Below are 21,384 nucleotides of genomic sequence, written 5' to 3' on the forward strand. Positions count from 1 at the left end.
ATCCAGGTCCAAAGCCACATCCCCTGTGGAAAGAGCCGTTACGGGAACCTGGGTCCTCTCAAGCAGTTCAACGCTAGCGGCGCCGGCAAAACGTTCGAAAACGCTCGCGAGCTTACCCAAGCGCTGTCGCGAGCTTTCCTGCGAAGGGACCTTTTGGATGTCCAGAGCCTCTTTGAACCCGTCATCGCCCGCAACCCCTTCGGCGGCTTCAAAGTCGCTCTTTCTCAGGGAGAAAAGCCCCACAGAGGTTTTGGCCACCTCCGCATGAGAGTCTCGGTCGTCCCGGAACTTCCTTTTCCAACCGTTGGCAGAGGTCCGAAGTGCCGCTGATCAGATTGCCCACGAGAACCAGGTCGGAGTGCCCAATGGAGAAGGCTTTCGAAGATTGTACATTCTCGATTCTTTTCATGAGGGCGCATGTCGGGTAAAAATGTGACAGCGAAACCTATGGCACAAAAGCCAATGAAATTCAATATGAAACCTGCGGCAGTATACCTTTATGTATAGACGTAATCTCACGGATTAAGGTATATGTCACTCTGCGAGGCAATCACGGATGCGGGCGTATGATCCGACATCTTAAACCCTACCCTGCCTAAAGAGACTCGGACGTGCCGTGGCTTGGCCAGGGGACGGAGCATTGGCAGCTTAAACGTCTAAAAGTATGGTCGAGAAAACCATCAGGAAGACTCCATGGCACGAGATAAAGCAAGGGGGACCAAAGGCAGGATTGAATCCTACGAGCATCAAGACAAGGAGCGGCTAAATAACCCGCCTGCTCGCCTGGTAACGCCTCAGACCGACCCCGATGTCGGGCAGAAAAGGAGGCGCTATCAATACGACCCGCACCTCGATCCGCAGCTGGTCTGGGCAGGCAAGGCCGAGCACACCTCCTTCGAGGTGCCCTCGGTGTCACTGCACGTCCGCGACCGCTTCGACACGCGCACCATCATTGAGCCAGTGCGTAAGCGCAACGGGAAAACTGGCCTGGTGCAACTCCCGGTGTTTGAGGTGGAACGCCAGGAGCCCTTGCCCAGAGCCACCCAGTTCCACCAGCACAAGCACGGCTGGTCGAATCGCCTGATTGCCACTGACAGCCTGCTGGTGATGAACTCACTCCTCGAAAAACAGGATATGCCCGGCAAAGTGCAGATGGTTTATATCGACCCTCCCAACGGCATCAAGTACGGCTCTACTTTCCCATTTGTCAGTAAGCGCAACACAAAGGACAGCAAGGACAAAGACCTTAGCGCAGGGGAATGAAACCCATGCAACAACACGTCAAGTCAAAATCGAGGGTTGTGAATCACGGCGAGGTTTTTACGCCTAGGTGGGTTGTCAACGCCATGCTGGACTTGGTCAAGCAAGAGACCGAGCGGATAGACTCTCGATTCCTCGAACCGGCCTGTGGTACAGGAAACTTCCTCGAAGAAATTCTAGAACGTAAAATCCGCATCGTTCAAAAACGGTACGGCAAATTGCAGACGGACTACGAACGCTACGCCATTCTTGCGGTATCCAGCATCTATGGCATTGATATTCTTGAAGATAACGTTCATGAATGTCGCCAACGTCTTTTTGAGATCGTTAATCGACGATACACGGCAACATTCAAGAAGACTGCCAAAGAGCAATTTCGGAAGACGACGCGTTTTATTCTAAAGCGAAACATCGTGTGGGGCGATGCCCTGACCATGATGCACGTGGGTGAGACACCAAAGCATATCGTGTTTTCTGAGTGGTCTTTGGTAAACGGCGGTCTGATAAAAAGACGAGATTTTACATTTCACCAGCTTGTGCAACGTGGTAGCAACAAAGAACAAGCCTTAGTCTCTGATCTGGGTACTGGAGTCTTTATCCCAACTCCAATAAAAGAGTATCCACCGGTTCACTTTTTGGAGATTGCTGATGTTCAGGCAGAATAACTACAATCCGGACGTCCTTACTTGTTTGGCCAATCTGAGTAGCGACGAGGTTTTTACTCCGCCGCTCCTGGCTAATGAGCTACTGGATCTTTTGCCGTCTGATTTGTGGCACAATCCTGAGGTTACTTTTCTGGACCCGTGCTGTAAGACGGGGGTCTTCCTCCGCGAGATCACGAAGAGACTGGATAAGGGCTTGGAAAGCTTAATTCACGACAGGCAGGAGCGGATCAACCATATTCTGAAAAACCAGATCTTTGGCATTGCTATTACAGAGTTGACTGGGCTGCTGTCGCGTCGTTCCCTCTATTGTTCTAAAACCGCTAACGGCAAGTATTCTGTATGCACGGCATTTACGGATGAGCAGGGGAACATCCGCTTTCGTCGGGTGGAGCATACGTGGGACGACGGTCGTTGTACATGGTGCGGAGCCAGCCAAGCACAGTACGACCGCGGGGCAGATCTGGAGACCCACGCTTACGAGTTTATTCACACTGAGACGCCGGGGGGGATATTTAACATGCAGTTTGATGTCATCATTGGTAATCCTCCGTATCAATTGAGTGATGCTGGCTATGGAAGAAGTGCCATCCCAATCTATCACAGGTTCGTGCAGCAGGCTAAGAAGCTAAGCCCTCGATATCTGATCATGATCATTCCTTCCCGGTGGTTCGCCGGGGGAAAAGGGTTGGATAAATTTCGCCAGGAAATGCTTACAGACGATCGAATCCGTAAGATCGTTGATTATGAAAATGCGACCGAAGTTTTCCCTGGTGTAGATATAGCTGGGGGTATTTGCTATTTTCTTTGGGAACGAGACTCACGTGGCCCATGCCAGATTACAAACGTAAATAACGGCGAAAAAACAATTTCGCTTCGGCGTCTTGATGAGTTCACGACGTTAATTCGCCACAGCAAAGCTGTTCCAATTATACGGAAGGTGTTAGCCACAGAGGAAAAGCGCATGAGCGAACAGGTTACGAGCAGGAAACCTTTTGGCCTTGCTACAAACGTTCGACCCATGGACCACGGGGACTTAGTATTACGCTGGCAGCATGGTGAGGGACCATTTGACAGCAAAGAAGTCACTGCTGGCCACGAAATGATTCCCCTTTGGAAGGTTATAACTTCCTATGTCGGATACGACCATGCAGGGAATCCCGGGAAAGATGGAAAACGTCAAGTGTTTTCGAAGATTGATATTCTTCCTCCAGGCACCATATGCACCGAAACTTATCTCGTAGTTGGGGCTTATCAGGACAAGACTCAAGCTGAGAATCTGGTCCGTTACATGAAGACGCGCTTTTTCAGGTTTCTCGTGGCGCAATTTATGTATTCCCATCACCTTACCAGGGAATCATACTCGTTTGTTCCCATACTGGACATGAATAAACCTTGGAGCGACGAAGAGCTGTACAAGCGTTACGGTCTAACAGAGGAAGAAATCGCCTTCATCGAATCAAAAATTCGCCCGATGCAGGAATGACGATAAAGAGGAAACTACGACCGACCAGGGGACGAACCCAGCGGAGAGGATGACGATGAGTAACCACTTCTTTCCCCACCGCCCAGCGGTTTACCCGAAAATCTACGCCTACGAGGATACTCATCCGCAGTATGACGGGCTGCTGAAGATCGGTTATACCACCAGAACGGCGAAAGATCGTCTGGATGAGATTTACTCGGTCAAAACTCCCGGAAAACCACCCTACCGCATTGTTCTGGAAGAATCGGCCATGCGACGGGACGGTACCGTCTTCACTGACCACGATGTGCATCGCATGCTGCGCACCCACGGCATTCAATGGGTGAAAGGCGAGTGGTTCCGCTGTACGGTAGAGCAAGTCAAAGCGGCCATCCTTGCTCTTCGAGAAGGACATGCCTTCGAAGAACAGCGTTACCTCACTTTCAATATGCGCCCGGAACAAAAAGCTGCAGTGAAAAAAACAGCTGAATATTTCCGGCGCTTCAAGCGCGACAACAACAAGCCACCGCATTTTCTTTGGAACTGCAAGATGCGATTCGGCAAAACATTCGCCGCTTATCAGTTGGCCAAAGAGATGGGCTGGCGCAAAGTGCTGGTGCTTACGTTTAAGCCGGCTGTGCAAAGTGCATGGGAAGACGACCTGAAATGCCATGTGGATTTCCACGATTGGCAGTTCATCAAGCGAGACGGCCTTACCTACGAAAAGGCGGACAAGACCCGGCCCTTTGTCTGCTTCGGCTCGTTTCAGGATTATTTGGGCAGAAACCCCAGCACGGGCGGCATCAAGACCAAGAACGAATGGGTTCACGCCATCCACTGGGATTGTGTCATTTTTGATGAATATCACTACGGAGCGTGGCGAGAAAAGGCAAAGGACCTGTTTGAAGCCGAGGATGAAAAAGAGCGCAAATTTGCCGAAGGCGAGGGTATTACCTATTTTGAAGAAGACCTCCTGCCCATCACCGCCGACCACTTTTTGTATCTGTCCGGCACGCCGTTTCGAGCCATCGCCTCTGGTGAATTTATCGAGGAGCAGATCTTCAACTGGACCTATTCCGACGAGCAACGAGCAAAGCGTGAATGGAACGGGCCAGACAATCCCTATGCGGCTCTCCCGCGAATGGTGCTCTTGACTTATCAGTTGCCGGATGCAATTCGAAATATCGCCTTACAAGGGGAATTCAATGAGTTCGACCTGAACGTGTTCTTCTCCCCTGAGGGACGTGGTGAGAAGGCAAAGTTTAAATACGAAGACGAGGTGCAGAAGTGGCTGGATTTGATCCGAGGAGCCTTTCTGCCCGCCAGCGTTGATGACTTGAAACTTGGCCGCGATCGGAGGCCACCCCTCCCTTTCTCCGATGTGCGGCTACTCAATGTGCTTTCGCATACGCTTTGGTTTCTCCCTAGTGTAGCCTCTTGCTATGCGATGCGAAACCTCTTGGCTCAAAAGCAAAACCGTTTTTACTACGATTACAAGGTGATCGTTGCTGCAGGACCCGATGCAGGGATCGGGGTCGCAGCCCTGCGTCCGGTGCTCGAAGCCATGGAGGACCCTCTAACAACCAAAACTATCACCTTAACATGCGGAAAACTGACGACTGGTGTCACCGTCAGACCGTGGACGGGCATCTTCATGCTACGCAACTGCTCCAGCCCAGAAACCTATTTTCAGGCAGCTTTTCGGGTGCAGTCGCCGTGGACGATCAGAAACTCCGACGGGACGTCACCGAACGACGAGCAAATCCTCAAGCAAGAGTGTTACGTTTTTGACTTTGCGCCTGAACGGGCCTTACGGCAGATCGCCGACTACAGTTGTCGCTTAAACGTCGACGAAACAAACCCGGAAAAGAAGGTCGAGGAATTCATTCGCTTCCTACCCGTGCTGGCCTATGACGGCAGTTCGATGAAGCAGCTAGACGCAGCAGGGATTCTGGACATGGCCATGAGCGGCACCACTGCTACGCTTTTGGCGCGGCGTTGGGAAAGCGCGTTGCTGGTAAACGTTGACAACGATACGCTGCGCCGCCTGCTGAAAAACGAAAAGGCAATCCAAGCCTTGATGAGTATCGAAGGATTTCGTAATCTTAATCGGGATATTGAAACTATTATTAATAAGTCAGACGCTGTAACTCGGATAAAGAAAAACGCCAACGATAAAATACTATCCGCAGAGGAAAAAAAGGCACTGATTAAAGAGGAAAAAGAGTACAAGAGCTTGCGCAAGCAGATTCAGGAAAAACTCATCAAGTTTGCCACACGGATTCCCATCTTTATGTATCTTACCGACTACCGCGAACGCACCCTGCGGGATGTGATTACACAGTTGGAACCGGGGTTATTCAAGAAAGTCACCGGATTAACAGTGACGGATTTCGAGTTGCTCGTAAGTCTTGGCGTTTTCAATAGCGCCCTGATGAACGATGCAGTCTACAAGTTTAAGCGTTATGAGGACCCAAGTTTGAGATACACCGGCATTGACAGGCACGATGAGGATGGTATCGGTCTGTATGATACGGTTTTGCGCCGAAATGAATACGAAACGAAATTCGTGAACGAGCCAGGCTGAGTTACGTAATCCACAGCTGAGAAAAGAAGGGTCTGACAAAGCATACAGGAGACCGCTAAACCGTCTAGGCCACATCCGAAACACCTGACGGGAGACCGAACTTTATTACGTTTAGCACATCATGAAGAAACTCAAACCACGGGACGGCGCACGCTGTGGGATTGTCGTTCCCGAAAGAACGCTATTTCGTAACGGCCCCTAGGCCACGGTGAAGCAGGACCTCGTGGAGCAGTTTAATCCGCATACCGTGGTAAGCCTCCCGCCCGGCACCTTCGCTCCATACTCAGACGTCAAGACCGCGCTTCTCTTTTTCGAGCGGCCCGGGCTGACCAAGGAGATCTGGCATGACGAACTACGGCCTCCAGGCTGGGTGAATTGCGAAGGGGAAAAAAGAAGGCATGTAGTTTACCCAAAACTACCCCATTCAGCACGAGCACCGTGAGGAAGCCCGGAAGCTGTGGCAATCATGGGATGCTTAGCGCAAGGCTCACGAGCCGCGCGAGGTTTGCCTTTCCGCGCGTTCCTTGATCGTTCCCGACGAGGAGCTCAAGGCACGTGGCTATCATCTTGCCGCCCGCAACCCCAACCGCAAAGATGCCGAGACGCTTCCATCGCCGGCAGAGATTGTGGCAGGCTTGCTTGAGCGCGAGCGGGAGATTTTGAGTTTCGTGGAGGAGCTGGATGAGCTTTTAGAGAACGGTAGCGAGCGGGTGGTCTGAGCATGTACGTGGTATTCGTGGACGAATGTGGGTATGAAAAAAACTGGAGCAGTAGCACGGCGATTCAGCGGCAACCTTTCTATGTGTTGGCCGGAGTGGCTGTGCCTTTTGACCGCATAGCAGACATTTATGTGAGTATTCGCGAGATTATTCGAGGCTTAAATCTTCCTAAAACAAACGCTAATATGCTGGGTAAGGGCGAGGAAATCAAAGCCAGCTCAGTGGACAAAGGGGATCGCTTCTGGCAAAGCAACCCTGGATTTCGCGATGGGGTAAGGAAAGGGTATCTGGATCTACAGGAGGTCACGTACTTCGTAGTGTGCATCAATAAGCAGCGCCACAAGGCTCAATACTCTTCACCATATGACCCGACACACCTTGCAGCGCAATTTCTTTTTGAGCGGTTCGAGCATTTTCTTAGCGGAAAGCAAACCTCCGCGTTCGTGCTAATAGATGCGATGAAACGTGAGGAACAAGAACAACGCAGGTGGCTAACCCGAATCTTAATGAGCGGGTCGGGGGGTGTTGCTTTGAGCAAATTCTACGACGACTTCTACGTGTGGTCGCTTCAGTTCACACGCATTGTAGAAGTTAATATTGGGAATAGTAAATATTCTCTTGGACTTCAAATTGCCGATTTTGTCGCCCGCCTCGCGTATTCGTGGCGCAAGAGCGACAAGGATCACAGTTACCCTGGATGGGACCTGATTGAGCCAAGGCTTTACCGGTATCCTAGTTATCAGGGTTGGGGCTACAAGGAGTTCCCATAAGGAGGCATGTGGATATGACGCAGCCACCTTGCAAACTGCCCGATGGCTGGCGCTGGGTGCGGTTGGGCGAGGTGTATCTACCTACAGAAAGGCGAGATCCGACCAAAGATCCTTCAACGGCTTTCATCTACGTCGATATCTCCCCTGTGGACAATGCTGAGGGAAAGATAGTCTCCCCAAGGGAGATTCTCGGGCAAGATGCTCCTAGCCGTGCGCGGAAGATAATACGTAGCGATGACGTTATCTTAGCTACAACTCGCCCTTACCTTAAGAACGTAGCCATTGTCGGCCCCGAACTCGATGGACAAATCTGCTCAACAGGCTTCTTCGTGTTACGAGCTAACCGCCGTATCGTAGAGCCCTGCTTCTTGTTCTACTTATGCCGGTCGGATCTTGTGGTTGCGCAACTCTCAGACAAAAATACGAGAGGTGCAAGTTACCCTGCCGTCACAGATAGAGATGTGTATGAGTCCCTCATCCCCCTTCCGCCCCTCGCTGACCAACGCCGCATCGTGGCGCGGATTGAGGAGCTGCTAAGCCGGGTTCGCGAGGCCCGGCGCCTGCGGGAAGAAGCCCGCCAGGAAACCGAGCTTCTGTGCCAGTCCACCCTTGCAGAGACCTTTCCCCGCCCCGGCGCAGAACTTCCCCACGGTTGGCGCTGGGTGCGGTTGGGGGAGGTGTTCGAAGTTCAGCAAGGCGCTTCTATGTCGGCTCGAAGACGCCTCGGTCACAACCCGAAGCCTTTTTTACGGACCAGGAATTTTTTTTGGGGAGCGATCGACACGGCATTAGTAGACGAGATGGATTTCACGGACCAAGAAATAGAAAAGCTTCGCTTGCAACCGGGTGACCTTCTCGTATGTGAGGGGGGCGACGTCATCTGGGAAGGACAACTTCCAATGGCCTTGTACCAGAACCATGTACATCGTCTTCGTGCCAAAAATGATTCTATTGAACCGCGCTTCACGATGTACTGGATGCAGGCTGCATACCAAGTGTTCCTCGCGTACCAAGGCTCGGAAAGCAGGACGGCGATTCCTAACCTATCGGGATCGCGCCTAAAAGAGTTCCTCATCCCCCTCCCGCCCCTCGAGGAGCAGCGGCGGATTGTGGCGCATCTGGAGGCGGTGCAGGAGAAGATACGCGCGCTCAAAGCCTCCCAGTCAAAGACAGACGAGGACTTGAAACGCCTTGAGCAGGCGATTCTGGACAAGGCGTTTCGGGGGGAGTTGTGATGCAGAACCAAAGCTCTCACCCGATCCAATTCTGGTCTGCCGATTCCCGGCAGCGGAGGATTATTGAAGGTCTACAACTGGTGGGGCCGGGTCCGGCTGCGTTTTTTCGGGACGCTTGCAGCCTGATGGCTAATCCTCATCAGCTCGAGAACACAGTCCTTCTCGTGGGGCACCTCTTAAGAGAGCTCGAAAGCGCGCTTCGTCACATCTTTAGGCCCGTGACCACACGTGGTGCCGGTGGCACACGAGAGTCGGAATGCCAAGAACAACAAAAACAAAAAGAAGAAATACGTGCCATCCTTCGCTGTCTAGATATCTCTGAGCGTAGTCGTGAGGGGATCGCCTGGTTGAAGCTTGCCACGAATCTTCACAGGTTAGCCCATCGTAAAGGGCTCGACGCGCCGCGGTCTCTGGAGGATATAAGCGAGATCTGGGATCAGAGCCAGGCTTTGCTGGATGTCCTGATTCAATCCCTACGCACCCGCTTCCTGGACTGGATTCACGTACTGGATGAGCTCTTGAAAAAACCGTCGCCAAACAACAACGATCTAAAGAGGATCGCTCAAGAGGTACCAAACAACACCGTCACGCGCCAATACTTCTTCGACCGCCTCGAAGACCCCAAATGGCTGAATCGGCTTCGGAAAAAAGGCTTCTTCAAACAGCCACCTCCTCCTGTGTTTAACGAAAAAGAAGGAACCAAGTGGTTTCCACCATGGGCTGAGGGGCGGTACCTGGCTCGCATGGCCCAGCACAAGCCTGAGCTCGTAGCCAAAATCATTCTGGAGATGGACGATACCGACAACGCTGCCGTACAAGCGGATCTTTTGGATGCGATGCTCGCCATGCCACCCGAGATTTCGGTCAAGCTCATTGATAAAGCGAAGCGGTACGCGGAGCGTCCTTTTTTGCAGCTAGTGGACAAACTACCGCAGCTTATTGAGTGTTGGGGAAAGGGTGGTCAGACTGATGAAGCATTAAATCTGGCACGTGTCCTCCTCGACGTCCATTCAGAGCGTACAAGCGTAGAAACCGAGGAAATGAGGAGTTCTGGGTCCCTCTGGAGCCGCAAGCGCGCTTCAGTACCGGAAGTTACGCGAGGATCCTCAAGGATCACTACCCGGAACTGGTGAACGCTGCCGGTCTTCCTGCGTTAGAGCTCCTCTGTGATCTATTGCAAAAGGCCATTGAGCTCTCCCCACGCGGTGACAACAATCTGAAACTTGAAAATGAGTCTTTTAGGAGGCGACCCGACAATGAAGAACATTCGCTGAGTTACGCTGACAATGTGAAGGATGCGCTTGTTGATGCAGTCCTCGATGCTTTGGGACACATCGTGCCTTCCGGAAAGGCGACTTTAGAAGAGGTTGTCAACGCGCTTGAGCGCCGACACTGGAAAGTTTTCCAACGCATTGCGCTTTACATTCTGCGAGAGTTTCCTGACCAAGGGAAAGCGCTTGCAGCCGAGAGGCTGACCAATCGAGAGCTGTTCGAAGACATTGACGTGCACCACGAATACGTGCTGCTGCTGCGGAAATTTTTCACGCGTCTAAAACCTGAGGACCGTGACACAATCCTTGGATGGATTGATGCCGGCCCAGACTTGGAGGAGTCTAAGCAAAAACGAGAGGAGCAGACGGATTTACCCCTATTCGATGACGACATTGCCTACACCCGCGAAACCTGGAAGAGGGATCGGCTGGCATGGATCGGGCCCGAAAATCTCCCTAAAGAATGGCAGGAACGCTATCAAAGGCTTGTTGAAGAGCACGGAGAGCCGAGGCATGTCGAGTTCCTAATAGGTTGGAGAGGCCCATATATCGGAGTTCCCAGCCCCAAATCAGTTGAAGATCTCAAAAAGGAGTCAGTTTCAGAGATCGCGGAATTTCTCAGAACATGGAATCCCCCGGACACTCGGTTGGGGGAGGCGTCCCGAATGAGCCTGGGCCGAGAGCTATTCTACGCGGTCACGGAAGATCCGGGACGTTTCGCGATTGAAGCGAACCTTTTCCGAGGCCTAGACTCCACCTATGTTCGATTTTTTTTGTCAGGCCTCGAGGAAGCCCTGAAACACAACAAGACCTTCGAGTGGGAACCGGTTTTAGATCTATGCACACGGGTGATATCACAGCCATGGGACGCCCCGTGCCGGCGGGCGGAACGAATGGACATCGCCCCCATTTGGGGCCGGACACGAAAGGCCATCGCGTACTTGCTCATGGAAGGCTTTGGCGATTGTCCGGGCAGTATTCCTATTCGCTTGCGCGAGAAGGTGTGGAACACTCTGAAATCATTGACTGATAACCCCGATCCTACACAGAAGCGACAGAGGCGGTGTTGCATTGACTGCAACATGGACCTGGCCAGGCCAGCCATTGACACCACCTGGGGCGCGTTTATGCATGCCGTAATGTGCTATGCTTTCTGGGTGCGGCGGCATAGGAGCAAAGAAGAGAACGTGGTGGATCAGGCTCGTGGGGGTTTGAATGAAATGCCTGAGGTCCGGGAAGTCCTGGATTTCTACCTTGACGCGGTGCACGAGTCGTTCCTGGCCGTGCACAAACTGTACGGCCAGCTGTTCCCCTACCTTGTTCTTTTGGATTCCGAGTGGGCACGGGAAAGAGCCGCGAGAATCTTTCCGATCGGCGAAACTGAAGAGGCGTTGTTTAGCGCCGCATGGAACAGTTACTTAACTAAAACTAGCTGGGTGCCATGTGACGAAGTCCTTGACATTCTCCGAGAACAATACCGCCACGCAGTGCAAAAGATAGGCTACCACGAGGACGACACCCAGCGGCCTCCTGACCCGGATGAGAGGCTAGCGGAGCACCTCATGAAATTCTACCGGAGCGGCAAACTCTCACTAGAGGACCCGCTGTTTACGGGCTTTTGGGAAAAGGCGACCGATAAGCTCAGGGGACATGCGATTGCTTTTATTGGCTCCGCACTGCGTCGAACCAAGGAAGAAATTCCTGAGGATATGCTCCACCGGCTAAAAAAGCTCTGGGAAATTCGCCTTGCCCAAGCCAAACAGTCCCAGTCCAGGGCCCACATCCTCAAGGAGATGGCTGCCTTTGGCCGGTGGTTTATCTCGGGCAAGTTCGACGACCACTGGGCTGTGACACAGCTTTTGGAGTCGCTAAAGCTCGGTGGCCGGACAGATTCCGTAGATGTGGTGCTGGTGCATCTTGCACGGACTGCGGAAAGCTACCCTTTGGAATCAGTGCTATGCCTGAAAATGATTGCTGAATGGGACCGAAACCGTAAGGTTGGAGGGGAGCTTCACGCAAGTCGCGATCGCATCCGAAAAATTCTCGAAGTGGCATTGCGGCATCCCAACGTCACGAAAGAAGTAGAGCAGATCATTCAATATCTTTGTAGCTATGGGTTTCTGGAGCTTCGGGAGCTACTCCCCGTAAACGCCGTGGATATGAACGAAGCAAGTTAGGCTTTTAAGGTGGTCCTTCAGGAGATCGAGGGTGTTCCCCATGGATTGAACGAGGAAGATGGACAGGCTCTTCTTGCGTGTAATTCGAAAAAACCCGAATCGACTGACGAAAAGGCAAGGCGCTGGGGATGGTTTTGGAAACCATAGGTTTTGTAGCCCGATGGTTTTTGATGAGGGCTTCGGTCGATCCTACATCTTTTGGAAAGTCAAGGGCTTTGCCGTATTGGTTTCACGGGCAGGATCAGGCGCCTGATGGTGTGCCACGCGATTCGCTCCGAGCACGGCAAGCATTCGAAAGTCGTGGCTCATCAAGCAGTCGGTGCCCTTTGAAGGGGCGAGCCTCCCCTCTGTGCCGGAATGTTCATCCGAGGTAATGGGCCTCATGCCCGCCTTTTCCCTTCCCGCTGCTTTTCCCTCCGCCGCCCGAGCAAATGGGAATCTCGATTTTTCCATTAAAGCTTTCGACGCTTTTTGCCGAACAAACAAGTGTGCTCAGTTTCCTCGTCGATGAAAACGAGGGCAGCGCCCTCGAGGTCGCTGAAACATGGACCGAGGGGCGTGGGGAGGGTTCCCGGTCGACTTAGCAAGGGCCTCAACCTCGTTGAGGAAAATCGAGGAGGGCTGAAGAGACATCGGCACGCAGTGCAACTCGCCTGGCGGAACGAACTCCCTCTATTTGGACCGCGAAGACGCCACCGTTGCCGACGGGTTGAGCGTCGCCGAAAAGAGACTGGGTCAGGTGCTGCTCGAGCAGGGACGATTCTTGTGCAGGGCTTAGGCAGAGCGGTGATCAAGATGACGACTGGATCCAAACGAGTTTGGAAAAGGTGATGTGGCTTGGACATCTGGAAACTCTTTGGTGTGAACCCTTTATTTTTCTCCTGGAGGTGTTTGCATGAAGGGAAGAGGACAATGGACGATCGGAAAGAGAATCGCTGCGGTGGCGCTGCTTCCTCTCTTGGTGGTGTTAGGCTTTGCGGGGATCCAAATGAAAGACAAATGGCGGGATGCGACCATTGAACGGCAAATGGACGCCAATGTCCGGCTCATGGCCGAAACATCCCGGACCCTCACGGTTCTTCAAAAGGAGCGGGGGTTGTCGGCTTTGATGCTTTCCGGAGGAGACGTCAAGGCACAGCTCCAAACCCAACGCGGAGAATCCGATCAGGCATTCGCCTCCCTATTGAAACTCCTGGATGAAGCCACCATCGCCGAGGGAGCCAAGCGTGCCCTTCGTGCGGCCCGGGAAGATCTTCGAAGGCTGAGAGATGAAGTGGACCGTGGGGTGGCCTCCGGTGAGAGCTTCAAGGCTTATTCCAAGATCGTGGAAACCATGCTCGATGTCGAAAAAGCGTGCTCCAATGCTAAAACAACCAAGGGCATCGGCAAGCGGCTGGTGACCGTTTCCCTTCTGGATTTCGCAAAGGAAAATGCAGGGAAGCTTCGGGGATTTGGATCCTCATTGTTGGCCCGCAACAAGCCTCTTAACGACGGCGAGTTCAAGGCGCTCGTAGAATACCGCGGTGCCTTTCGCGCCAGCCTCGCCAGCCCGGCCATGGTCCTGTCGAAAAAGGCAGAGGATCAGCTCGCCCGCGTTCAGGAACAGCCGCACTGGAACGAAAGCGAGCGCCTGTTTCTGCAGGTCCTTCATGGATCGAGGGACGGAACGTTCGAGGTGGCTCCCAATGCCTTCTTTCAGGTTCTGTCACAGGTGATTCAGGATCTGGACGCGGTCATTGCCTCGGAACTAGCCGATATCCTTCGGAGCGTTGAGAAGATTCGCGCGGAGTCGGTGCGGGCGCTGTGGATCTCAGGAGGAGTCCTTGCGGTGTTGTTTTTGGCTATGCTTGTGGTTTTCTTCATATCCAAAAGGAGCATCATCGGAGCCCTAACGCGTGCTACCACGCTGTTTGAACGTAGCGCCCGGGACCTTCAAGCCTCTGCCACGGAGATCGCCGTATCGGGGGCGAAACTTGCCGACGGTGCCACCCGCCAGGCCGCATCCCTGGAAGAGGTCGCTTCCGCCATGGAAGAGATGACCGCCACGGTCCGCCAAAACACGGAAACCGTGAAGAAGTTGGATGGTTTCGCCAAGCTGACGGCGGAGAGTATGAAAACGAGCCACAAGGCGCTGAAGCAGACCGCTCAAGCCATGTCGGGGGTTTCAACGACCGGTGCCGAAGCGAGCAAGATCGCCAAGACCATCGATGAAATTGCCTTCCAGACCAATCTTTTGGCGTTGAACGCCGCCGTGGAGGCCGCTCGAGCTGGAGAAGCCGGAGCTGGGTTCGCTGTGGTCGCCGAAGAAGTCCGAAATCTGGCCATGCGCGCGTCCGAAGCGTCCAGGAGCACTCAGAAGTTCATCGGGGAAATGATCCAGCAGGTGGAAAACAGCGGGAAACTCATCGGTGAGGCTCTCACATCTTTCTACAAAATGGGTGAAGACGCCAAATCCGTAACGAATCTGGTGAAAGAAATCGCTGACGCCAGCGCCGAACAGCAAAGAGGGATCGAGCAGATCAATGCGGCCATCCAGGACTTGGACCGCGTCGTCCAACAGAATGCGGCTAATGCCGAAGAAACGGCGGCGGCTTCCGAGGAATTGAAAACCCTCTCGGGCCAGATTTTCGACCAGACCTTGGAGTTGAAAGCCCTGGTCGGGGGTTCGAAAGAGGGCGATGCCTCGGGTGGGGTTCCGGTCCCTTCAAAGCCTGAAAAAGGTACCGGGGCTTCGGGATCTCGGGCGAAAGCCGCCGATGGCCGAACGGCTTCCCGGTCGAACGGATCCTCGAGGTCGTCGAAGAAGGGGCCGCCTTTGAAGGAGGCACCAACGGGAGCGGCCTTGGATTTCGATGATTTTTAATGAAGGATCCTGCCTGCCTTGATTCATTGCTTTAAGCATGCGATAGAGTGCGGATCAGTTGGTTTTGTATCTTCTCTACCCGCTCTAAAAAGCCGCCATCCCTTCGGCCCAGGGCGCCACGCAAGGGGTTGCAAAGACGGGAATCGGACGGATGCTCGGGCCGAAAGAGCCCGGTTTCGGCGATGAGGAAGAAGTATTCCAACTTCACCTTTGACGGGAATCATTGCACTTGGTTTAAGAGGTACGACTTCACGCAGGTGCCGCAACCCTGGCTTTGGGCTTGATCCAGCTCGGCGACGAGTGGGGCCGGCTTCACGCTTCCACGGGCTAGAAGCGTTGAAGCTTCGGCTGCGGCCAAAGCTCCGGCCGAGACTTCCTTCCGTATCCATGGTGCTTTGGCAGGTGCCCGCAGCAAACAACCCGGTTCATGAAGTCCAAGGATCTTGGGCTTCTGATCCGTAAGAATTTCCAACATTGTTCCCCCCATAAATCTTTCCGATCATCGTCTTGGCTTCCAAAAGAGGATCATGGCAATCCCCGCCATGGGTTTTTACGATGGTGGCACACTTACAGTGCAAAAATCGATCTGTGCCAAGACCCGCTCTTTGTGATAACTATGTAACAGCTTCCTTGAATGCAGGAGTCTGTTACTTTGCGGTTGGTCGTCGACGCGGGGCCCTTTACAGAACAAGGCAATGAAGGGAGGAGGACATGGCTTTTAGGGAGAGTCCCAGATGGTTGTTGGTTCCCGTTTTCATTATTGCGGGTCTGGTCTGGGCCATGGTTTCAGCACCTTCTGCCAAGAATGCTAAAGAAGCCTATCCTTGTCAGGAGTGCCTGGCGACACCTCAGTGGCTTTTGGAACACTCGAAGGATCCCAATGTGGTCATTGTGGATGTTCGAGAAGATAAAGACCTGGATGGGCGGTTCATTCCTGGGGCTATTCGGCTTCCGTTTCGAAGCTTTCAACGCCATGACACGGTTCGAGGTGTGGGGGCGGTCTTTGTCGGGGCGATGGAAGCGCAGACGATTCTCGGTCGCGCGGGTATAGCCCGTACGGATACAGTTATCCTTTACGATTCCGTCGCTCAGGACGGCGGAGCCACGGCGTCCTATGTCTTTTGGGTGCTGGACTACCTGGGGCACCCGTCCAAGCGTATTCTGGAAAGGGGCATCGACGGCTGGGTGGAAGCCGGAGGAAAGACGGTGACGGAACCTGATCGTCGCGAACCCATTTTCTATCAGGCCCCATCCGAAGAAATTCAAAGGCTGCGCCTGGTGGACGGTCCTTTTGTTCAAAGCCGCCTAGGGGATTTTTACTACCAAATTCTGGATGTTCGTTCTTCGGAAGAATACCTGGGTGCCCGGCAAACTACGGCCCTTGATGGAAGTCCGTTGGCTCCGGGCCATATTCCTGGAGCCTTCAACGTGGATTATCGCACCAACTGGCAGGATCCTACTACCAAGGCTCTTCGCTCTTACCCCGAGTTACAAAAACTATACGCGGGTTTGGATCCCAATCGTGCCGTCATCGTCTATTGCCATTCTGGACGACGCGCCTCTTTCACTTATTTCGTGCTGCGTCTCATGGGATTTCAAGACGTACGACTTTATGAAGCTTCATGGAACGAATGGGGAAACCCTCGATTGTATTACCCCGTGGAAACCACGCCTCACCGGCTGGAAGGGGCTCTTCCCCTGCCGACGGGCATGCCCGCCACGCCGGCAAAATCCCCTCGAGGTGCGAATGACAGCAAGAAAACACAGCCCGCCTCTTCAAGCGGTTACATTTCTTGCGGAGGATGAAAGTGCCATGAAGAAAAAAAACCGTCCAAAAAACACAAAGCCTGAGGAAGTGGCGCGGTATTGGCCGGTGCTGCCGGCGGCTTTGGCCCTGACAGGCATCATTGTTTTCATTTTCGCCAGTTTTGGACCACCGGCGTCTTCCAGCGGGTTCGTGAGCCTTCTCAAAGGCTTTTTGAGTTTCATCGCTCCCGACTACATCGCTCATAAGGAACACTACAGAATTATTCCAGGGCCGGGTTCCTGGCTTTTTGCCTTTGTTCTCGGCATGGCGGCCGGAGGATACCTGGGCGGGGTCACGATGGGAAAACCGGTTCGCCATGTCCCGGCCATTTGGGAACGGCGTTTTGGAAATCGGCCGACGCTTCGTTATGCAGCTTCTTTTTTGGGAGGATTTCTCATCCTTTTTGCGGCTCGCCTGGCCGGCGGGTGCACTCTGGGACTTTTCATTGCCGGATCCACGCAGTTGGCCGTCAGCGGTCTTTATTTCGGAGTGATCATTTTTGCCGTGGCCATGCTCACCAGTCGCCTAGTGTACGGATCACACAAAGGAGGCAGCCGATGACGCAGGTTTTGCTCGGTCTTTTTTCTGGAATTGCTTTCGGCTTTGTGATTCAGCGGATCGGGGCTACGGATCCCGACGAGATGGCCCGAGCGCACCTCATGAGAGATGGTCGAATTCCTCAGTTTATGATGTTGGCTGTAGCCTTTTCAGCCCTTGGCCTGGCGGGGCTTCAGGCGGTGGGTGTGGGCCGTATGGTCATTTTACCGACTAGTGTGGTGGCCACGGGAACCGCCGCTGTACTTTTCGGGATCGGTTGGGGATTGTGCGGCTATTGTCCAGGAACCTGCTGGGCCGCCGCAGGAGAAGGTCGCCTTGACGCCGTTTTTGCGCTTCTTGGAGGTCTCGCGGGAACCGCTGTTTTCGCCCATTTCCATGAATGGATCATCCCGGTGCTTTATATGCCCACCAATAAGGGACCACTGAGCCTGGAAGACTGGGTGGGAAACCGATACGTTGCCGCCTTTGGGCTTGCCTTGGTTTTTGCCGCCGCGGCCTGGGGCATCGGCAAGATCTGGAAGGACGGTATTAGGGATGCTTAAAGCGGGTTGGAAGATTCCATGGTTTTGGAGCCTGGTGGTGGGTCTTTTGTGGAACTGTTCCGGGGGGCAGGGGCCGGAAAAGACGGCTGTCCCACACGTTCCCCGAGGCTATGCCCCTGTGCTGGAATTCGTTCATCATGGACGCCAATTGCGTTTCGGCCCTTTTGTGGGTTACTACTTTCGACCTGAAGTTCCTGATAATATGAGCCGTATTCGTTTGGTGTGTTTCAACGAAGGAAAATTTTACTCGTCGGATGCTCCTGAAAACGCTTTACTTTATGAAGGCGACGGGATCCTGACTGATCTTCCTTTCGTCGAAAAAGCCGTCCCTCAAGGGGCAGAGAGAATTCAGCCGATCTTTTTTCCGGAAGCTCCTTCCGCCTGGCTGGAGACACGCCCGGAACCCCGCGATGCCTATGTCCATTTTCATTCGTGCCACGATGCCTCCGGAGCTGTGCTCACTGGCTTTTGGATTCGGCATGTGGCCGTTCGGGATTTCACCTACGACATGGGTGGGCGCGTAGGTCCCGATAGCCCTCTCTACCATCGAGTGTTTAAGGGGCAAGACACAGGATTTCCTCGAATCATTGAGTTCGACCATGGAAAACCCAAGCTCTAGAAAAGATGGCCTCCCCCTATGATGAAGGACGACGCCTGGCCATGGCTTTGAGCGAAGCAGGAAGGCGGTCGTCGAAGGATCTTATCCGCGGTCGTGTCATCAGCTTATTTGTAGAGTGCCGCAATCTGGGGTGTCGTTACGAGGTGACGGTTGGAGTTTGCTAAGGGATGGTTATGGGGCGGACACAAGGGTGAGGCCCTGCAGGGTGAGGCGCTTCTTGGTTCTTCGGATGAAATAGTTTCCTTGGGCGGACACATGGGTTCGGCCCTACGGGGCTCTCACAGAAGGGATGGGTCATGGGGCGGACACAAGGGTCCGCCCCACGGGTCGAGGCGATTTTTCTTGGTCTTTCGGGTGAAATGCTTTCCTGGGACGGACACATGGCTCCGGCCCTGTAGGGATTTATCGAGAGGGAGAGGGTCTAAACCACGTCTCGAGGAGCATGTCTGACAACCAATTTCTTTCTGGCAGCACGGGCGCCCTGGTGGCACAAACGTCGGGGTAGAAGCCGCGCCTAGCCCTTACAACAGAAGACCTGAAATTGGTCCTTTGCCTCAAGGAAAGAGGATCTTTGGCGATCTTTCTTTGCCAGTAGGAGAACCCCACTTTCAAGTCAAGATTCGGTTTCGGGCGGCTATCAGGCGTGCTTATCAAAAGGGAGGAGTCTATGAAGTCGCCTCGCGAGGCTGTGGAATGAGGGCTTTTGTCCTCACCCACGGAAAATGTGGGTGAGGGCTTTCTTTTGATGATCCTGAAAATTGTCCTGAGGGGGTTTAGGATGCTGCTTTGGCTTTACGGATCGACACCGCTCCAACCTTGAACTCCGGGATTTTGGCTAATGGGTCGTAGTCCTTAGCGCTTGTGAGGATGTTGGCGGGGCTTTCCCCAAAATGGATGGTGGTAAAAAGTGTTCCAGGTGCGACACGGTCTGTGATCCTCACAGGGGCCAGCATTTCTCCTCGACGCGACTTCACCACTACCAACTCTCCAGAAGATACCCCGATCCTAGAGGCATCCTTTGGATGCATTTCCACATACCCTTCCCGTTGTTCTCGATCCAGCTGCGGTGAAATGCGTGTCATTGTTCCCGTATGATAATGAGCGAACATACGTCCCGTAGAAAGCACAAAAGGGTATTCCTCCGAAGGTTTCTCCGCAGGATCCTGGTGTTCCACCGCGTGGAATGTTCCGCGTCCTTTGGTGAAGCGATCCCGATGCAGATACCGGGTTCCGGGATGTTCGGCCGTCGGGCACGGCCAGAACAGCCCATCGATGCCGAGACGGCTGTAGCTCATCCCTCCGTAATGAGCAGGGCTCATTCGAGTGATTTCTTGAAATATCTCTTCGGGAGTTCGATAAGACATCGGATATCCCATGATGGTGGATAAACGACATAAGATTTCCCAATCTGGAAGTGACTGCCCTACGGGATCCACCGCTTTTCGAATCCTTTGGCAACGCCTTTCGGTATTTGTAAACGTTCCATCCTTTTCCGCCGCCGAAGTCGCGGGAAGGACCACATCCGCCACTTGCGCCGTTTCCGACAGGAAGATATCTTGGACGACAAGAAAATCCAGCCGCCGCAGCGCTTGACTCAAGTGATGCCAGTCGGGGTCGCTGAGTTTCGGGTTTTCCCCAATAACATAAAGGGCTTTCAGCTTTCCCGCCATCATTGCAAAGGCCATCTCCGTGATGGTAAGACCCGGCTTCTCCGGTATGGGCCGTCCCCACGCTTTGGCAAAGCGTTCTCTTACCTCAGGATTCGTTACCGCCTGATAACCCGGAAGCAGTGTGGGCAGTCCTCCCATGTCGCAGGCCCCCTGAACATTGTTTTGTCCCCGCAAGGGATTCACGCCACCTCCGCGTACGCCGACGTTTCCACAGAGCATGGCCAGGTTACAGATTGCCTTGACGTTATCCACACCGGTGACATGTTGCGTGATGCCCATGGTGTAGAAAATGGATGCGGGCTTATGAGTGGCGTAAATCTCCGCCAGTTTCTCCAGGTCCTTGGCGGGCACTCCTGTTATGGTTTCCGCACGCTTCGGATTGTAGGCGACAACAACCTCTTTCATCTTGTCAAAGTTTTCCGTACGTTCCTCAATGTATGATTTGTCCTCCCAGCCGTTTTGCAGGATCACATGCATCACTCCGTTGAGGAGTGCCACATCCGTTCCGGGCTTGTGGTGCACGGCGAGATCCGCAAAGCGAGCCAGCTGAATCTTTCGTGGGTCCGCCACCAAAAGTTTGGCCCCTTTCTCCCGGGCCCGCAGCATGCGACGCGCCACAAGGGGATGGCATTCCGTGGTGTTCGATCCGATCACGAAAACACAGGCTGACTCCTCGATTTCCTCGATGGAATTGGTCATGGCCCCACTCCCGAACGCGGCGGTAAGACCTACCACCGTTGAGGAGTGTCACAAACGAGCACAGTGATCGATATTGTTGGTTCCTAAAACCGCGCGAGCGAATTTTTGCGCCAGATAATTTTCCTCATTGGTTATCTTGGCCGAAACCAAAACCCCTATACTCTCAGGGCCGTAGGTGTCCCGAATCTTTTCGAGCTTTTCAGCGGTGATCGCCAAAGCTTGGTCCCAGCTCACTTTGCGGAACCGTCCGCTGATTTTCACAAGAGGCGCCTTGAGGCGCAAAGGATGCGTGACGGCTTCATGGAGGTTCCAGCCCTTGATACAAAGCTTTCCTTGATTTACCGGGTGCGTTTTCAAAGGCATTGTGCCGATGAACCGGCCGTTGAGCACCTTCAACAGCACACCGCATCCCGTTCCGCAATACCAGCACACGGAAGGTACGAGCTTGTAGTCCATGGCTTTTCTCCCCTACGAGACTTT

The 21,384-nt window shown here is 53.5% G+C and carries 17 protein-coding genes; 14 read left to right on the forward strand and 3 right to left on the reverse strand.

All coding sequences use genetic code 11. The features are described 5' to 3' along the window. Positions 1 to 243: IS1380 family transposase (locus WHS46_14080; protein ID MEJ5349805.1), on the reverse strand; the 243-nt coding region annotated here is incomplete at its 3' end. Positions 244 to 693: 450 nt separating this feature from the next. Between WHS46_14080 and WHS46_14085 the strand changes: the two genes are divergently transcribed. The 10 genes from WHS46_14085 to WHS46_14130 all read left to right on the forward strand — a co-directional run bounded on the left by WHS46_14085 (position 694) and on the right by WHS46_14130 (position 15,009). Further along, entirely contained in the window at positions 694 to 1,263 is a 570-nt protein-coding gene (locus WHS46_14085; GenBank protein ID MEJ5349806.1) for a hypothetical protein, read from the forward strand. Positions 1,264 to 1,268: 5 nt separating this feature from the next. Further along, positions 1,269 to 1,925: an N-6 DNA methylase gene (locus tag WHS46_14090; protein ID MEJ5349807.1), complete on the forward strand. Its 657-nt coding sequence runs from the start codon at positions 1,269 to 1,271 to the stop codon at positions 1,923 to 1,925. After that, positions 1,909 to 3,408 carry an Eco57I restriction-modification methylase domain-containing protein gene (locus WHS46_14095; protein MEJ5349808.1) on the forward strand — a complete coding sequence of 500 codons (1,500 nt, stop codon included), beginning with the start codon at positions 1,909 to 1,911 and terminating at the stop codon, positions 3,406 to 3,408. Before WHS46_14090 ends, WHS46_14095 begins: the two co-directional genes overlap by 17 nt. A gap of 55 nt (positions 3,409 to 3,463) precedes the next feature. Further along, positions 3,464 to 5,974: a GIY-YIG nuclease family protein gene (locus WHS46_14100; protein MEJ5349809.1), complete on the forward strand. Its 2,511-nt coding sequence runs from the start codon at positions 3,464 to 3,466 to the stop codon at positions 5,972 to 5,974. A 524-nt stretch (positions 5,975 to 6,498) separates the two neighbouring features. Next, the gene (locus tag WHS46_14105) at positions 6,499 to 6,693 is read left to right on the forward strand and encodes a hypothetical protein (GenBank protein ID MEJ5349810.1); all 195 of its coding nucleotides are present in this window, start codon (positions 6,499 to 6,501) and stop codon (positions 6,691 to 6,693) included. 2 nt (positions 6,694 to 6,695) lie between these two features. Next, complete coding sequence (locus WHS46_14110; GenBank protein MEJ5349811.1) at positions 6,696 to 7,463, forward strand: DUF3800 domain-containing protein; 768 nt, start codon at positions 6,696 to 6,698, stop codon at positions 7,461 to 7,463. 14 nt (positions 7,464 to 7,477) lie between these two features. Then, positions 7,478 to 8,698, forward strand: coding sequence for a restriction endonuclease subunit S (locus WHS46_14115; GenBank protein MEJ5349812.1), 1,221 nt, complete (start codon positions 7,478 to 7,480; stop codon positions 8,696 to 8,698). Beyond that, positions 8,698 to 9,831, forward strand: coding sequence for a hypothetical protein (locus WHS46_14120; GenBank protein ID MEJ5349813.1), 1,134 nt, complete (start codon positions 8,698 to 8,700; stop codon positions 9,829 to 9,831). Before WHS46_14115 ends, WHS46_14120 begins: the two co-directional genes overlap by 1 nt. Continuing rightward, on the forward strand, positions 9,828 to 12,146 hold the full coding sequence (locus tag WHS46_14125) for a hypothetical protein (GenBank protein ID MEJ5349814.1): 2,319 nt from the start codon (positions 9,828 to 9,830) through the stop codon (positions 12,144 to 12,146). The genes WHS46_14120 and WHS46_14125 overlap by 4 nt, the downstream gene beginning before the upstream one ends. Before the next feature lie 895 nt (positions 12,147 to 13,041). Beyond that, positions 13,042 to 15,009 (forward strand): methyl-accepting chemotaxis protein, encoded by a 1,968-nt coding sequence (locus WHS46_14130; protein MEJ5349815.1) that lies wholly within the window; start codon positions 13,042 to 13,044, stop codon positions 15,007 to 15,009. A gap of 220 nt (positions 15,010 to 15,229) precedes the next feature. Here the strand turns inward: WHS46_14130 and WHS46_14135 are convergent, their stop codons facing one another. After that, positions 15,230 to 15,484, reverse strand: coding sequence for a hypothetical protein (locus tag WHS46_14135; GenBank protein MEJ5349816.1), 255 nt, complete (start codon positions 15,482 to 15,484; stop codon positions 15,230 to 15,232). A 236-nt stretch (positions 15,485 to 15,720) separates the two neighbouring features. Here WHS46_14135 and WHS46_14140 point away from each other — a divergent pair, with 236 nt between their 5' ends. Genes WHS46_14140 through WHS46_14155 form a run of 4 tightly spaced genes read left to right on the forward strand, consistent with a single transcriptional unit; the run spans position 15,721 to position 18,535 of the window. Beyond that, positions 15,721 to 16,815 carry a rhodanese-like domain-containing protein gene (locus WHS46_14140; protein ID MEJ5349817.1) on the forward strand — a complete coding sequence of 365 codons (1,095 nt, stop codon included), beginning with the start codon at positions 15,721 to 15,723 and terminating at the stop codon, positions 16,813 to 16,815. 7 nt (positions 16,816 to 16,822) lie between these two features. After that, a complete protein-coding gene (locus WHS46_14145; GenBank protein MEJ5349818.1) occupies positions 16,823 to 17,377 on the forward strand; it encodes a YeeE/YedE thiosulfate transporter family protein in 555 nt (184 codons plus the stop codon). Then, the gene (locus WHS46_14150) at positions 17,374 to 17,916 is read left to right on the forward strand and encodes a YeeE/YedE thiosulfate transporter family protein (GenBank protein MEJ5349819.1); all 543 of its coding nucleotides are present in this window, start codon (positions 17,374 to 17,376) and stop codon (positions 17,914 to 17,916) included. The genes WHS46_14145 and WHS46_14150 overlap by 4 nt, the downstream gene beginning before the upstream one ends. After that, complete coding sequence (locus tag WHS46_14155) at positions 17,909 to 18,535, forward strand: hypothetical protein (protein MEJ5349820.1); 627 nt, start codon at positions 17,909 to 17,911, stop codon at positions 18,533 to 18,535. The genes WHS46_14150 and WHS46_14155 overlap by 8 nt, the downstream gene beginning before the upstream one ends. 773 nt (positions 18,536 to 19,308) lie before the next feature. Here WHS46_14155 and fdhF read toward each other — a convergent pair. Next, positions 19,309 to 21,360: a formate dehydrogenase subunit alpha gene (gene fdhF / locus WHS46_14160; GenBank protein MEJ5349821.1), complete on the reverse strand. Its 2,052-nt coding sequence runs from the start codon at positions 21,358 to 21,360 to the stop codon at positions 19,309 to 19,311. Positions 21,361 to 21,384: the final 24 nt, after the last annotated feature.

The organism is Desulfosoma sp., from assembly GCA_037481875.1.
GTDB lineage: Bacteria > Desulfobacterota > Syntrophobacteria > Syntrophobacterales > DSM-9756 > Desulfosoma.